14 protein-coding genes are annotated in these 16,094 nt (G+C 38.8%); 8 read left to right on the forward strand and 6 right to left on the reverse strand.

The window, feature by feature from the left end; translation table 11 throughout:
• Positions 1–74 precede the first annotated feature (74 nt).
• The 5 genes from AC5WOF_RS11265 to yycF all read right to left on the reverse strand — a co-directional run bounded on the left by AC5WOF_RS11265 (position 75) and on the right by yycF (position 5,626).
• Positions 75–890: an MBL fold metallo-hydrolase gene (locus tag AC5WOF_RS11265; RefSeq protein WP_496050057.1), complete on the reverse strand. Its 816-nt coding sequence runs from the start codon at positions 888–890 to the stop codon at positions 75–77.
• Between the two features lie 75 nt (positions 891–965).
• A complete protein-coding gene (gene yycI / locus AC5WOF_RS11270) occupies positions 966–1,709 on the reverse strand; it encodes a two-component system regulatory protein YycI (protein WP_496050058.1) in 744 nt (247 codons plus the stop codon).
• The gene (gene yycH / locus AC5WOF_RS11275) at positions 1,709–3,100 is read right to left on the reverse strand and encodes a two-component system activity regulator YycH (protein WP_496050059.1); all 1,392 of its coding nucleotides are present in this window, start codon (positions 3,098–3,100) and stop codon (positions 1,709–1,711) included. Before yycH ends, yycI begins: the two co-directional genes overlap by 1 nt.
• Complete coding sequence (locus tag AC5WOF_RS11280) at positions 3,084–4,907, reverse strand: ATP-binding protein (RefSeq protein ID WP_496050060.1); 1,824 nt, start codon at positions 4,905–4,907, stop codon at positions 3,084–3,086. Before AC5WOF_RS11280 ends, yycH begins: the two co-directional genes overlap by 17 nt.
• A gap of 5 nt (positions 4,908–4,912) precedes the next feature.
• Entirely contained in the window at positions 4,913–5,626 is a 714-nt protein-coding gene (gene yycF, locus AC5WOF_RS11285) for a response regulator YycF (RefSeq protein ID WP_496050061.1), read from the reverse strand.
• A gap of 236 nt (positions 5,627–5,862) precedes the next feature.
• Between yycF and tnpB the strand changes: the two genes are divergently transcribed.
• The 5 genes from tnpB (at position 5,863) to AC5WOF_RS11310 (ending at position 11,228) form a co-directional block, all read left to right on the forward strand.
• Positions 5,863–6,990: an IS200/IS605 family element RNA-guided endonuclease TnpB gene (gene tnpB, locus AC5WOF_RS11290; RefSeq protein ID WP_496050062.1), complete on the forward strand. Its 1,128-nt coding sequence runs from the start codon at positions 5,863–5,865 to the stop codon at positions 6,988–6,990.
• A 177-nt stretch (positions 6,991–7,167) separates the two neighbouring features.
• Positions 7,168–7,920, forward strand: a complete 753-nt coding sequence (locus tag AC5WOF_RS11295; protein WP_496050063.1) for a YheC/YheD family protein — start codon at positions 7,168–7,170, stop codon at positions 7,918–7,920.
• Positions 7,921–8,175: 255 nt separating this feature from the next.
• A complete protein-coding gene (locus AC5WOF_RS11300; protein ID WP_240875309.1) occupies positions 8,176–8,748 on the forward strand; it encodes a hypothetical protein in 573 nt (190 codons plus the stop codon).
• A 234-nt stretch (positions 8,749–8,982) separates the two neighbouring features.
• Positions 8,983–10,710, forward strand: coding sequence for a sensor histidine kinase (locus AC5WOF_RS11305; RefSeq protein WP_496050064.1), 1,728 nt, complete (start codon positions 8,983–8,985; stop codon positions 10,708–10,710).
• A gap of 23 nt (positions 10,711–10,733) precedes the next feature.
• Positions 10,734–11,228: a YwhD family protein gene (locus AC5WOF_RS11310; RefSeq protein ID WP_496050065.1), complete on the forward strand. Its 495-nt coding sequence runs from the start codon at positions 10,734–10,736 to the stop codon at positions 11,226–11,228.
• 156 nt (positions 11,229–11,384) lie between these two features.
• Here the strand turns inward: AC5WOF_RS11310 and AC5WOF_RS11315 are convergent, their stop codons facing one another.
• Positions 11,385–13,451 (reverse strand): transglycosylase domain-containing protein, encoded by a 2,067-nt coding sequence (locus tag AC5WOF_RS11315; protein ID WP_496050066.1) that lies wholly within the window; start codon positions 13,449–13,451, stop codon positions 11,385–11,387.
• A gap of 200 nt (positions 13,452–13,651) precedes the next feature.
• On the opposite strand from AC5WOF_RS11315, the gene speE reads away from it, so the two are divergent.
• The 3 genes from speE (at position 13,652) to AC5WOF_RS11330 (ending at position 15,911) form a co-directional block, all read left to right on the forward strand.
• The gene (gene speE / locus AC5WOF_RS11320) at positions 13,652–14,488 is read left to right on the forward strand and encodes a polyamine aminopropyltransferase (RefSeq protein WP_496050428.1); all 837 of its coding nucleotides are present in this window, start codon (positions 13,652–13,654) and stop codon (positions 14,486–14,488) included.
• Positions 14,489–14,493: 5 nt separating this feature from the next.
• Entirely contained in the window at positions 14,494–15,372 is an 879-nt protein-coding gene (speB, locus tag AC5WOF_RS11325; RefSeq protein ID WP_496050067.1) for an agmatinase, read from the forward strand.
• A gap of 137 nt (positions 15,373–15,509) precedes the next feature.
• Complete coding sequence (locus AC5WOF_RS11330) at positions 15,510–15,911, forward strand: YwiB family protein (RefSeq protein WP_496050068.1); 402 nt, start codon at positions 15,510–15,512, stop codon at positions 15,909–15,911.
• Positions 15,912–16,094: the final 183 nt, after the last annotated feature.

A 16,094-nucleotide genomic window follows, 5' to 3' on the forward strand; every position in this document is an offset into this window, starting at 1 on the left:
TGCCTAAGAATCCTACGAATTCAGTCGTGTGGAGTCTCATAAAGTATTTGATTCTACCCCACATAATATGCAGTTTAAGCACTAACTATTGCCGATTGTATTTTTACTTCTTGTAAGGGAGTAGGTCTATCTGGATATGTTTCTTTGAGTACAATGTCTTTTCCAACTTGAAGACCAGCTTCTTCTAACGTATTTTTAACTGTAAGATGTGCTAGTTCCAGCAAGTTATTATCTTGACTTAAGTGTGCAAGATATACTTGTTCACCCATTCCTTTTATAATTTCTAAAAGGGCAATTGCTGAGTCTTCATTCGATAAGTGACCAGTATCTCCTAATATTCTGCGTTTTACATTCCATGGATAGCTTCCCATTCGCAGCATATTAACATCATGGTTACTTTCCCAAATCAGGCTATGGACTCCAGCGAGAGATTGGATGATTTTCTCATTGACATAACCGAGGTCTGTAACGATTGCCATTGATTCATCTTTTTCAAAGAAACGAAATCCCATCGGTTCAGCTGCATCATGAGAGATAGGAATAGACTCAACGCCTATATCAGCAATGGAAATAGAGGAACCTGTATCCATAAAATGAAGCATAGAAGTGGGTATATCTCCAACACTAGATGGAAGATGTTGATAGGTTGCTTCGTTTAGATAAATTGGCAGCTGATATCTTCTTGCCATGACACCTAGTCCCTTTACGTGATCAATATGTTCATGAGTTACAAGGATAGCAGTGAGGCTTTCTGGATTCACACCAATTTGTGTTAGTCTCCCTCCTAATTGCTTACCACTTAGTCCTGCATCGACTAACAGACGGGTATTTTCAGTTTCTATGTAGAGGGCATTTCCAGAGCTACCACTTGCTAGTACACTAAACTTCACAGTAAATACTCCTATCTATACATCCATTTTCCCTGTAGACCTGCGCAAAGATCTAACTTGTCAATCCTTTGTGTATTACTTTACCACTTCTACGCTTTTAACTGAACCAAAGCTGATGGCGTAGACATCATACTGTTTCTCATCTAGCCAAAATCTCCATACCGGAATGAAGAAGTATGTCCCATTGTTATATGCTTGTGTTTGGTATCCCAATTGAATTTTTGTGATATGTTGTGTTTTGCTGCTTGCTGTTGCATTGATCAAGTTGTACAGAGCAGTGTTAAAGTCGGTAACTGCAAATACTTTTGATGTTTCTTGTAGGTTAAAGTGATTCAAATAGATCGATTGAATTTGGTTGTTTGCTACTTCGACTTCTACTTTTCCTCCATACAATGGTCGACGATCGATGTGTTGTACAAATACCCATTTTCCAGTTAGTTTGTGGGGTTTAGATTGCAGCTGATAGTCTGAGAAATTAGGTACTTCTTTGGATAGTACTGCATTTAACTGTGTCACATTGTGTATCGTCATGGTATTAGGGGCAATACGTTTTTGGTAACCCCGATTTAACTCTTGCCAACCACTGATTTTAGTAGGTGTTCCTTGCCATATCTTTAATTCATCAACGTCTTTTGGTCTTGGGACATCTAGTTCGATGCGATTATCTGCAAGTAAACTTCTAATTTGAGTATTACTAATCTTATCCACTGCAAGGGAGGCGTTTTTTTGTTCCATCGTTTGTTGGATTTGAAAAATCAAAAATAAATTTACTAAGACGAAAGCTGTAATCAGATAATTTTGCGCTCGTTGCCAATCCATTACGACACGCCTCCTATCTGGACCTTTTCGCCATTAGATAGTTCAATTTGCCAGCAAGGAGTCATTACTACTTGTCCATGAGAATTGTTTTTCGCTTTGTAAATAGGATAGATTCGGTTTATGGAAGTAATCGGTATTTGTTTTTTTGTTAATTCGGCTAGGATTGAATCTTTATTGGGCAGAGTGAAACTAGTCTGTTTCGTCGGTTTTTTTGACAAGTAGTTTAAAGAACGTACATATTTGGATACAGCATTGAGGCTGCTTCCTGCTTGAAGTTGAATCGTATCCAAATGTGGATTTTTTGTGGTATCACCTTCCCAATAGACCGGCAACGCTTGGCTTATTAGACGAAAAGTATACAGATGTGCATTCTCTTGCTGAGACATTTTGTCTAAAATATAATTCCCAGTCCAGCCATGATGCTTGTCCATAAACTTGGTGTTAATCACATCGATTTCATTGCCTACACCAAGGGATGTGGTGCCATCTGTTTTTGAGTTGTCTACATACACCATATATGATTGTTGTTTGTAATAGGTTAAGATTTGGTTGTTATTCATAAAAACAGATTCATTTTTTGATAGATCGATCGGTTCGATGTTATCACCTTGAAATAACCACTCTTTTATACTATCAATGCTGATCGTTTGTTTGGAATAGGTTAACTGTGGAATGGAACTATTTCCATTCGGCATATAGAGAATACGAGAAAAAGGTTTATTTTGATTTGCTTTGTCCCATGGATTTTCTCCATTTGTAGGAACTGCTTCAAGATTCATTAGATTTGGCGTCTGTTGAACCTGTTCTAAAATTTTGGACCATTGATTAACATCAAAATCTGTATTTGCTTGGATCACTTTTCCATCTTGATCGGAAATAAACCAGATACTACTTTTTTTCGTCACAGGATTTTCAAATAACCACACTCTACTGATGGTAGATATTTTTTGAAAAAGAGGTTCATTTTTTAATAATTGGAAAAAGAACGCATCTAGTTGTTCTACTGGTAAATCTTGAAGAAAAGACATTTCCAAACCATTATTCTGATGGAACAGGAGATTCCAATCATCTGTAGTTGGAGTGATTTCCTCAAATCCATCCAATTTTATTCCATGTATGTTATGTATCAACTTGGAAAATAGGGTGGACTGTTGTTGTGTGATCAATTGGTTTTTCCCTTGCGTATGAGAAATAAGAAAAGGTGGTGCAGTTAGTTGGTATAGATATTTCGGGACATAATAGTTATCTTTGGCGATATAAGGTGCTGGGAGATAGGCGATGTTTTGTTCATCATAGGAAGGTGTACTATACCATAAAACAGCTGTAAGAATCACACTAGAGATGACGAGAATCACCAGACTAATGGTTTTTATTTTATTGATCAATGCCATTAGCCTCGCTCCTTGTAGGTAAAGTAAAGAAGACCGTTGTCCCCTGTTCATACTCACTTTCGATCCATATCTCCCCATTATGGGAATGAACTATTTCCTGGGCAATAGACAATCCTAAACCAGTTCCTCCAAGAGTCCTTGATCGGGCTTTGTCCACCCGATAAAAACGTTCAAATAAGCGACTTATATCTTGTTTAGGAATACCAAGACCAGTATCAGAAATGGATATTTGGATCATATCGGAATCGCTTTGTATTGCTTTTATTGTAATGGAACCAGTAGCTGGTGTATATTTTACTGCATTAGAAATGATATTATCCAAAACTTGGTCCATCTTATCACGATCTACTACCACCATCGGAAGTCCATTATCGATTTGAAGCCGTAAAGCGATATCATTTTGTTTACAAGTCATGGAAAAACGCTCATAAACAGGCTGTAGCAGATGCTCGATCGTTATCGGCTGTCTATCAAAGTAAGACTCACGTGCATCTAGTCTAGACAACTGTAAAAGATCGCTTATCAGTCGGGCCATACGCTCTGCCTCAGTATCGGCAACATTGAGAAAGTGAGAGGCGATATCCGGTTGATGAATAGCTCCATCTTTTAATGCTTCTAGATAACTTTTTATTGTGGTCAGTGGTGTTCGAAGTTCGTGAGAAACATTGGCGACAAAATCTTTCCGTTGTCTATCAAGCTTTTCTTCTTCTGTTACATCACTGAGTACTGCAATAAGCCCAACTAGTTCTTTTTCACCGCGCTTGATGGGAGTAAAAGTAGCTTTAATCATCATAAAAGCGTTTGGGTCATTTGGATGGAGTTCGATGTACTCTTCATGAACATGATCCAGTGGAAAGGCAATATTCTCTTCCATTGGCAGAATATCTTTTAATCGATCACCAAGTTTAATCTCGGAACCAATCATTTTTTCAACCCAGCTGTTTTTTACAATGATATTTCCTTTATGGTCTGTAGCTAAAACCCCATCACTCATATTTGCAAGTACCGTCTCCAATTTCTCACGTTCTTCTTCATTTTGAGATAGGGCTCGTCTTAAATGAGCAGCGAGATAATTAAAGGCTCTAGCTAATCTTCCTATTTCATCATCACTTTTTACTGCAACCTGCTGATTAAAATCTCCTGCTGCCATAGCTGTTGCTTGTTGTGTTATTTCTTTTAGCGGAGTAGTAATGGTCCGTGATAATAAAATAATTAAAATGGCAGTGGTAAACAAAGTGACGGATGCTGATCGGAATAATAGTTCGCCAATTCTCCTGATTTTTGCATAGATTGGGTCCAGCGAGGCTTCTATATATATGGTGCCAATTCTTTGCTGGCTCGTATTTTCCAATTGTTTGATGTAGATTTGATAATCTTTTCCGGTAGCTCGATCTCTACGAATAAAAGTGGAATCCAGTTTACCAGTAGCATTTTGGGCACGTAAATTCTTTTTACCTATATTTTTGGAATTGGCGGTACTTGAGCTGAGAACATATCCTTGATCATCCAATATTTCAATCTCTACAGTAGTTGTCGTACCGTTTTTTGTATTCAGGTAAAGCAATTGTTTCAAAAATTTATCGGTTTCCTGTTTGGTTTCTGTTAAGGATTTATTCTCTTCGAGTACTTGGGTCATAGGTGAATTCAATAAGTTGGCCTGTGACCGTAAGCTTTCAATAAAGTCATCCGAGTAAAACTTTTGTAAGGAATTGATAAATGTTACTCCAATTAATTGAACCGATATGAGAATCAATAGAGAGAATATAACAACTAGTTTCCATTGTAAATTTTTAAATGCTTGTAACATGTTGTTTACTCCGACTGCGGATTTCGCATGGTGTACCCGATTCCACGTCTCGTGATAATATATCCAGGTGCTCCAGGGTCATCCTCAATTTTTTCACGTAGACGACGAATAGTAACATCAACTGTACGAACATCCCCAAAATAATCATAGCCCCAAACCGATTGTAACAAGTGTTCGCGTGTTAATACTTGATTGAGGTGTTTTGATAAGTAGGATAATAATTCGAACTCGCGATGTGTTAGATCGATCGTCTTATCTCTCTTTTTCACCACAAAGCTCGCACCATCAATTGCTAAGTCTCCTATAGATAAGATATTTTTATCTGGGGCTTGAATCGTTGTTTTTTCTTCGGATTGTTTACTACGGCGTAAATTTGCTTTTACACGTGCTAGTAATTCTCGATTGCTAAATGGTTTTGTCACATAATCATCTGCGCCCATTTCTAACCCAATTACTTTATCCACTTCAGAATCTTTTGCAGTAAGCATAATAATAGGCAGTTCCGATACTTGTCTCACTCTTCGGCAAACCTCAATACCATCTGATCCTGGTAACATCAAATCGAGTAACATCAGATCAGGCGGTGCGGACAAAGCAGCTTGAATTGCTTCATCCCCATCATGGATACATTCGACTTGATAGCCTTCTTTTTCTAAATTGAACTTTATGATATCCGCGATCGGTTTTTCATCTTCCACTACTAAAATCTTCGCATTCAACTTACCCAACTCCCGTTTCCACAGATAAAGCTATTTTCGCATAATTAGATGTAAGAAAACAACTTATAACATTGTGAGCGAGAAAACCCACGGTAGGGGTAGTGGGATGGAAGCGAGCGTCAGACGAGGGATACCTTTTGTCCTCTCACAAGTCTGACTATTTTTTTGCTATACTTGACAAATAGCAAACATACGATCTATAAATGTTCGCAAAATTCCAACAAGGAGGTGATCTCATGCATAAATCCTTTTCCTATCGACTTCGACCGACCCCAGCACAAGCTATGCTGATCCACAAATCCATCGGTTGCAACCGTTTTGTATTCAATCATTTTCTTGGGGAATGGAACAAAGTGTATCAAGAGACCAGGAAAGGGCTGACCTATTCCACTTGTTCCCGTGTTTTGACCGAGAAAAAACGAGAATTCGAGTGGCTGAAAGAAGTTGATTCCACTTCTCTGCAAAATACCTTGAAACACCTTGCGGACGCCTTTCAGCGCTTTTTCCAAAAACAAAACGATGCCCCGCGTTTCAAGAGTAGGAAAAATCGGGTGCAAGCGTATACCAGTCAGTGTAACTATCCCAAACATGGCAGACCGACCATCGAAATCGAAGGAAACAAAATCAAATTACCAAAATTAGGATGGGTTACGTTTGTCCCCTCCCGAGAAATAAGTGGTCGTATTTTGTCTGTCACGATTCGTCGAACCTCAACAGGAAAATACAACATATCCATCCTTTGCGAGGGATGCTACTTGCGATCCGTTCCCGCGAGAAAAGAAGCCATTGGAATCGATTTGGGGCTGAAAGACTTTGCTATTTTTGATGATGGAACGAAAATAAATGCGAACCGAGTTTTTCGCCACTATGAACAAAAGCTAGCTAAAGCGCAGCAAGCGATGGCACGTAGAAAAAAAGACGGTTCCAACTGGCACAAAGCCCGCATCCAAGTGGCTCGCATCCATGAGAAAATTACCCATGCCCGCCATGATTTTTTACATAAACTATCCACGAAACTGGTGAACGAAAACCAAGTCATCAGTATCGAAACGTTACAAGTGAAAAACATGGTGAAAAATCATAAGCTGGCAAAATCGATCACCGATGCTTCGTGGTCGGAGTTTGTTACGATGTTGGAATACAAAGCAAAAGAATACGGAAGAAAATTGGTGAGAGTAGGAAAATCCTTTCCATCTAGCCAGCGTTGTTCGAGTTGTGGCTATAAAAATAAAGAAGTGAAGAAACTACAGCTGCGAAAATGGACATGCCCAGAATGTGACGTTCACCATGACCGAGACATCAATGCGGCCAAAAATATTTTGCAAGAAGGTAAAAGATTACTTGCCGTGGGGCTCACGGTCTAAGCTTGGTAAATTTCCTTGTAGGTTGGAGGACTACCCAAGAATCCCACGGCTTTAGCCGTGCGGAGTTGTCAAGGAGTGTGTTTATTTCGATTCTGGACACTTCTTAAAAAAACTGTAAAAATGGGCGAGCTTCCCTAGTATTTCGGGAATAGGATGGATGTTAGAGGAGGGAGAGTTATGGTTGTCAAAAAGAAGAGAGCGTTTCAGGAAATCGCCAGTAAAGGTTTAAAGACCATCATTTTAGAGCGTGATTCATGGATGAAATCCTATATGCCCAAAACGGTTTGGTATCGAGAAGATCGCCTGCTTACCATGTTGGATACATTTGGTACCGTATTTGTTAAACCTGACAAAGGCGGCGGTGGTGTTGGCATTATTCGTGTAAAGAAAGTAATAGATGAACTAGTGGAGTGTAAAAGTTTAAAGCACCATAAAATTGTGCCAAGGGAAAGAGTTAATGCACTCATTGATACTTATTTAAAGCCTAATAAACGTTACCTTATTCAACAAGGAATACCATTAGCGACGATAAATGGTCGTCCATTTGATATTCGTTTGATGCTCCAGCGACTAGAGCATACATGGGAGCTGACAGGGATAGCTGCAAAGCTTGCTGCACCAGGAAAAATCGTGACTAACTTTTGCAAGGGTGGAAAGCCTTATACTGCGAGGGACGCCGTTGCTAAAGTCTTTCCGGATAATGCACCTAAGAAAATGGAAGAACTTAAGAAATTAGCATATCGGGTTGCATATGTATTATCGGACCGATTCAAAGGGCTTCGTGAATTAGGTATTGATGCTGGCCTTGACATTAATGGGAACATATGGGTGTTTGAAGTAAACACTAGACCTACCTATGGAATGTTCCGTAGATTAAAAAATTTACAAATGTATAACAATATAAGAAGAATTCGCAAGCAGATTGTATAATTGGTTTAATTTTTCCATTTTTGGTGATTTTGACGTGCGATCTTTGCTGTTGTAACAGAAAATTAACATGCAAAAAGCATGTTTTTTTCATTTCCGAGAATATACGAGCTTATTCGACAAAGTATTCTGTTGACGCAGACTATTGGATACTGCTACCATTATTATTAATTCAAAGTAATTTAACAAATTTAATTGTTCAGCATTTAAGTTTGTTAAATTGGATGAGAAAAATTTTGGAAAAAGGTGTGTTTACAAATGTCATCTATCACAGTTGGTGTATATTTAGGAAAAAAAGATCGTCTCGTTCGTTACTGGTATGAAATTCTGCCAAAAGGTCAATTTCCAATGTTGGTAAAATATTGTATCCAATCTTATCTTCGCAACAATTATTTTCCATTACAATCCATTTGCGATCCTAGAATGTTGAAAGAACAAATCCAAACCAAAAGTGATTATGTTCCTACTCAGCGCAATGTTACTTTTACACCTGATGATGGTCCTGTTTATCAATGGATAAAGAACTTGGAAAGCGGTTACCGCAGCGAAGAAATCAAGAATATTTTGAAAGAAACCGTTGTGCATACTTTGCTTCAAGATCAACAATTGTTTGTTCCTCGTCATGTCGGACAAGCTCAATATGTTAATGAACCACAAGCAATGTATGCTTATGGAGACGATGCTCAAAAACTTACTCTGCTCAAAAGAGAACAAGTTGCTGTAGAAGAAGCTTATCCCATGTGGGAAAAAGTTGCCAATCAAACAGAAACCGAAAAAAAAGAGGTTCGTGACGAAAAAGGATTTACACATTTAGTGAATTATATGGGTTAAGGGTAATTTATCCCTTACGTGCTTTTCCCATCTAATGAGGAAAAGTATTTTTTTTGCTTAAAAATCTTATAATCGAAGAAATATAAAATAGCGAAATTTGATATGTTTTGTCGAAATACCCATTATTAGGAGGATTCTTCACGGAAAAAGTGGAAACAAGTTGAAATACCACTTTCAGGATTGAAAAGGTAAACTCAGCCAAAATAAAGATGGATTAAGAACAGGAGGATCAACTTGCAAGAAGATTGTCAGCGTTTTTATACTCGATTTTTATATCATGTGTTTGATCCATGGTTTGTCAGCCATCCTCTTTTATATAGTACTGTTTTAGCTGCTTCTATTCTTTTATTAACTGGCCTACTTTTAATGAGTAATCGAGCTATTGCCCGTTTGCCTAGATATTCATATATGTTCTGTGTTCTGTTTATGTTAGCTTTGATCGATACCCTCACTTTGAAACTATCTATATTTCCAGTGTACCTCATCGTCTTTGGGATAGTACTTGTTCGATCAGACCGAGAGCGCATTAGTATAATGACATTGTTGTTTGCAGGTGTATATTTGGGGCTTAAATTCTCTACTTCTTGGTATTCCAGCCAAAATTACGATATGGCTTCTAAATTTATTACCTTTGTTCTCGTGAGTTGGATTGGCGGTAAGGTACGGCATGCCTTCCATGAACTCCGCTTGATTCGTGGAAAAAATCTCCATCTAGTCAATAAGCTAAAAGAAGCTCAACATCGTCTTTGGGATTATAATGATGAGATTGAAGAGACGTATCGAAGGGATTATTTGACAGGACTATACAATCTGGGCGGCTTTCAAGAACAAGTTCATAGGGGCTTAGAGAAATGTTGTAATCATGAAGCTTACCATGTAATCAGCATTGATTTGACCGATTTTAAACGCATTAATATGAAAGAAGGTATAGAGTTTGGCGATCAATTGCTGATTCGCTTAGGCTCTTATTTGAAAAAATATTTGCCGCCTTATGTACACCTTGCAAGATATGATGGGGACCAGTTTGCAATCGGTTTACTTGCGGACAATGCAGATCTTCGTAATGTTCTTCAATCGATAGATATTGTAATGGAAGAACTGCGCAATCAACTGCCATATCTTCGGTATTGTATTGGGACCGCAACCTATCCAGAAGATGCGAAAAATGCAGATGAGCTCATTCGAAGAGCAGAGGAACGGCTGGCTATTGAGCAGCGGAGAGTACGTCATAATGAAGAAGAAAAACGACGGCATTTGGAAAAACTATCAGCCGTGGGTCAACTGGCTGCTGGTCTTGCACATGAAATTCGAAACCCTCTTACTTCGATTCGAGGATTTGTTCAAATTTCTGCTAAAGAGTCAAGTGAAGTGAAAAAATGGGAATCTATTATCCTTCCAGAAATTGACCGAATTAACGATTTATTAAGACAATTTCTCAATCTGAGCGAGGTTCGACCTACAAAATATTCAACATTTAGTTTAGATCAGTTAATGAATGATGTTTTTAGTTTGATGGAACCTAAGGCAATATTGATGGGGCATGAGCTCACTTGCCATCCCCCAAAAAATCCTGTCCAGATGGAGGCAGATGGGGAACAATTAAAGCAAGTATTGATTAATTTGATTCAAAATGGTCTTGACGCACTTGTTGTAAAAGGAAGAGTTGAACTGAGTTGGAAAGAAATGCGTGATCGAGTTTGCATTCATATTCACGATAGTGGAGAAGGTATCAAACCTGAAAATATGAACCGTATTTTTGATCCATTTTTTACAACAAAAGATGAAGGAACTGGTATGGGATTATCTATTTGTCATCGGATCATTACAGAACATGGGGGACAGATTCATATGACTAGTCTCCCAGGAAGAGGTACTACTTTCCATATTCATATCCCTCGCGTTTTGGAAGATTCCTCTTGTATGGAACCTGATTTAGAGGCTAATCTAGAGATTAGTAGCTAAAGGTATCATGAGGAGGAATTCTGATGGATGAAAAAAAACAAAAGCCGCAGTTTCAAATTGTTACTGGCAAATCGACGACACACGGTGCTTACCATACAGGTGTTTTAAATCTTAGCAATCTATCTGCTCTCTGGGTGAATAAAGATCAAGCCAAGATTGACCTTGGGCTGATTCATGCAAAAAGTGCATTGGAACGTGGAATAAAATTTATGACGAATAAAGATGAAGTAGATGGAGAACTGTACTGGGTTGTCTGGATAGCAGTTGATCGTAATGAGCATGGTCCATACTATGCTGGAGTTGCAGCATGTCCGATGGTTGTTAATAAGGAAACACGAAGAGGTTGGAAAAACTTGGCCCAGCATGTAAACCGTATGGATGATGCATTAAAGCGTAAAATTCGTTTAGATGAATTGGATCAACAAGAAAAGAAACAATTGCAGGACTTTTTCATCAAACATGATCCAAGTATGTGGGAAAATAGTTCTGAAGAGTTAAAGACACTACTCGCTGAATAAGTGACAATAATATGAACATAACTTAGAAAGTATTGTAAGATATTGTAGTTGTGATAGGATTACAATGTTTGGAACCTTACTAGGACACAAAAAAGGCGGACTTCCACCATTTGGTAGAATCCGCCTTTTTTGATGTTTTTTTACCTAGTTGATTAATTAAAAGCCTAACCATTTTGCTATTTTGTCTACTAATGATGGAGATCGAGATGGAGATACAGATGGAGACGGAGACAGAGATGGAGACAGAGATGGAGGGTTCTGCTCCTGTACAGGGCAAGGTATAGTCGGTTCCGTTCCCTCTGCAAAGTACTCCATTTTTTGACTTGGGCAATTTTCATTAGCCAAGTATCCAGATTGTTCATCGATATAGACGGCTTTTACACCTGTTGGAATACTAAACATCCCGAGTGGTTGGTACGATGCTACTTGTTTCATATATTTTCCCCAGATATATTGGGACAGCCTTGCTTTATCATGAGAGAGCGCTCTTCTCTTGTCATAGCCTACCCATACTGTTGTTAATAAATTTGGATTATACCCGATCAACCACCCATCACGATTGGTAGTACCTGTTTTTCCTGCTATAGCTCCAGAAAACATTTGTTTTACTCTTTGTCCTGTACCGCCGGATTGGAATACGCTCCGAAGTAAATTTGTCATCAAAAAAGCATTTGCTGGGGTAGTAACAGTAGTTGACTTCGGTTCGTTTGAGACAATAGTTGTCCCATCAGAAGCAACAATTTTACGGATCCCAAATAATTCTTGTCGGTTTCCGTTAGCTGCAAAGGCAGTATAGGCCCCTGTCATTTCAAATGGTGTGACTGGATAACTACCAAGAGCTAACGATGGTGTTGGGGACAGATTGCTTGCTATCCCAAGTCGTTTTGCCATCTCTATCTCTTTGTCGATTCCTATTTGAAACTCTGTTGTAACTGCATAGATGTTATCGGATTTGGCAATAGCTTCTCGTAACGTAATTGGTTTATTGGCGTAGTTCTGTTGATAATTGCTAGGACGATAAACGCTACTTCCATAACTAAAAGAAGTTGGCTGGCTCATAATCTTCGTAATAGGAGTAAACCCATGTTCCAAAGCGCTTAAGTACAGGATTGGTTTAAAGGATGAGCCTGGCTGTCGATGGGCAAATACACGATTATAGGGAGAGGATTGATAGTCTCGACCTCCTACCATCGCTTTGATTTGACCTGTACGAGGATCAACGGATAATAGTGCTCCTTGCAATTTTGGATGATTTAAAAGTGTTGTGGTCACTGCTTTTTCAGCATCTTTTTGCATTTTTCGATTTAAGGTGGTATAAATTTTTAAGCCGCCGCTGCGAACCCAGCTCTCATCTAATCCATACTGATTTACTGCTGTACGAATGATGTAATCACGAAAATAATTAGCCCTCTGGGTTTCTAGTTTGGTTGGACTATGAATTGCTAGTTCACCAATACCCGCCTTATATGCTTCTTGTTTGGTAATCATATGGTTTTGAGCCATAAGATTTAAAATAATGTGTTGTCGTGATTTCGCACGTTGGTAATGTTCGTAAGGAGAATAGTATGCTGGCCCTCTAGGTATCCCTACCAAAAAGGCACATTGGGATAAATTTAATTTATCTACTGGTTGTTGGAAATACATTTGAGAAGCCCGATTAACCCCGTATGCTCCATTGCCATAATAGATTTTGTTCAAATACATCTCCAAAATTTCTTGTTTACTATAATGAAGTTCGAGTTGAATCGTGAGCAATGCTTCTTTTATTTTTCGGCTCCATGTGCGATCATGAGTGAGGTACAAGTTTCTTGCTAACTGCTGGGTAATCGTACTTGCGCCTTGTGTTACACGACCTGCTTTTATATTAGCCCAAGCGGCTCTTAAGATTCCTTTTATAGAAAAACCAAAATGGTGATAGAAGTTTTGGTCTTCTACAGCTAGAGTGGCCCCCACCAAGGCTTTTGGGATTTTATTCAGGTGAACAGGTTCTCGCAATTCTCCATTATCTATTCGATCCATAAGCATATTTTGATCGTCATAAATCATGCTGGATGCACCGATATCTGGTGGTGGCAGCGGTTTGGATTTGAGATACAGAACGAGTACGAGTAGACATACAGAGCAGATAAACCCACAGATGGTGAGTAATCGAAAGATATTTTTAATTTGTTTAAAGCGTCTCCACCAAGTGAAATCATCAATAGCGTTTGAATCACTCTTCATGATGTATTCCTCTTTTCCACGACCATACTAGTAAAACATCACACATAGTTTGTGGGAAAAAGAGGAAATTCATTCATATTTATTTTTGTGGCGAGAATACACAAAAATTCATGCGTGAGTGGAATAATGCAACAGGCTCGACTTGGATAGGATAAGGACAACATATCTTATATGCGTAAGGGAGAAATGAAAAAATGGATATGGAACTATGGTATACAGAAAAACAGACGAAAAATCATGGTATTACTACAAAAATAAAAAGAACACTTCACTCAGAGGTCACTGAATTTCAGACTTTGGATGTAGTAGAAACACATCAATTTGGAAATTTGCTCGTGTTAGACGGCATGGTGATGACAACAGATAAAGATGAATTTGTCTATCATGAGATGATTTCTCATGTAGCACTTCATACCTATCCAAACCCAAAACAAGTGCTGATTGTTGGTGGAGGTGATGGCGGGGTTGTTCGTGAAGTACTAAAACACCCTTCTGTAGAGCGTGTTGTATTAGCGGAGATTGACGGCCGGGTAATTGAAGCTTCCAAAGAATACTTCCCAGCTATTGCTTCTGGACTGTCTGATCCTCGTGTCGATATTCAAGTAGTAGATGGTATACGTCATATTGAAGAGCATCCAAATACATATGATGTTGTTTTGATTGATTCTACAGAGCCCGTTGGGCCAGCCGTTGGATTGTTCCAAAAACCCTTTTATCAAAAAGTGTCAGAAGCATTGAGATCAGATGGGATTATGGTCGCCCAAACGGAATCTCCTTGGTTTAATAGAGACCTTATTCGTCAAGTCTATGCTGATATTTCCAGTACTTTTCCAGTAACTCGTTTGTATACAGCAAGCATTCCTACTTATCCAAGCGGCTTGTGGAGTTTTACTCTTGGCTCCAAACAATACGATCCATTAGAGGCAGATGAGACAAAGTTTGCTGCGATAGACACCAAGTATTATCAAGCTAGTATGCATAAGTCATTATTTCAACTGCCTGTATTTGTGCAAGAATTGACAGAGAATAAGGAGTAAAGTGGATGCGATTTGATGACAAATACGCAGGAAATGTGTTTATTGGTGCATCCGATGATTTAGATGTATCGACTGCTGTATTGTATGGTATGCCTATGGATTGGACCGTAAGTTTTCGACCTGGAGCCCGCTTTGGACCCAGCCGAATTCGGGAATCCTCATTGGTACATGAAGAGTACAGTCATTATCTAGGTCGTGAACTTACAGAGATTTGTTACTATGATGCAGGAGATATCCCCCTTGCTTTTGGAAATCCAGAAAAGAGTTTACAGCAAATAGGTGATTTTGTAAGGAAAGTACTCGATTTGGGAAAAATTCCTATTGGCATGGGTGGGGAGCATTTAGTTACTTGGCCTGTAGTAGAACAAGTGGCGAAAAAATATCCAAATCTAGCAGTCCTTCATTTCGATGGACATGCTGACTTGCGCAGTGATTACGAAGGGGAGATGTACTCCCACGCTACACCGCTGTATAAGATCTCAGAGTTAATCGGTGGGGAAAATGTATACCAGTTTGGTATTCGCTCGATGACAAGAGAAGAAGTAGATTATACAAAGTCAGCAGGCATTCATTTTTATCCCTTTGATGTTTTGCAACCATTAGAGCAAGTGCTGCCTAGCCTTGGGGGGAGACCTGTGTATGTAACCATAGATATTGATGTGTTAGATCCAGCTCATGCTCCAGGGACTGGCACACCAGAACCAGGTGGGATTACCACTCGAGAGTTGCTAAGTAGTATTCATGCTGTAGCACGTTCATCTGTCCATGTGGTCGGAGCAGATTTAGTAGAAGTAGCGCCAGCTTATGATCCTTCAGAAAAAACACCGATAACTGCGGCAAAAATTATTCGAGAAATGCTATTAGGTTTTATAAAGAAAACTTGACGACTGGCAAGCCTTTCAAGGCGCAGACAGAGGCCTAGTTGCACTTATGTAGATAAGATAAAATTTTACTTTCATATCTACTCAGATAGGGCTATTTTAGGGCCCTATTTCTGTATTCTATAAAAAGAGGTGAGAGTATGCCTAAAACATTGTTTATTAAATCAACGATCCATGCAGCAGATAGCGATTATCCAGAAGTGATTGAACAACAATTCGATGCTGAATTTTTGCAAACCGAAGGCGAATTGCAGATTTTATATCAAGAGGGGGAAGGGGAACAAATTTCAACCGTAAGGATATTTTCCTATGAAGATAAAATGATTATATTGCGAAAGGGACCTATTCGCTATCAACAAACGTATGTAGTAGGGGAGCCGATCCTCTGTAAGATGGAGCTGCCCGGAGGTCAAATAGAGATGATTGTCCATACGCATTCCTATGTCAGGACTTCCAAAAGTATCACTTGTCAGTTCACCCTAGAAGAAAGCAATCATATGAATTTAGGAGATTACCAGTTAGAATTAGAATGGAAGCTGTAAGTGCTTTCATAATTTAACAAAACAGCCATATTTAACTTAAATATCATTTCTGTGCGAATTCATTTAAAAAATCTAAAGTTGAATTTTATCTTTTAGATAGACAAAGTCTTATAAATTGCCTTATACTACAGACAATGATACTACTCAGAAAGCAAAGGGTATTTGGCAGATTAAGGCATTTAA

It is taken from the genome of Shimazuella sp. NTD250 (assembly GCF_059510375.1).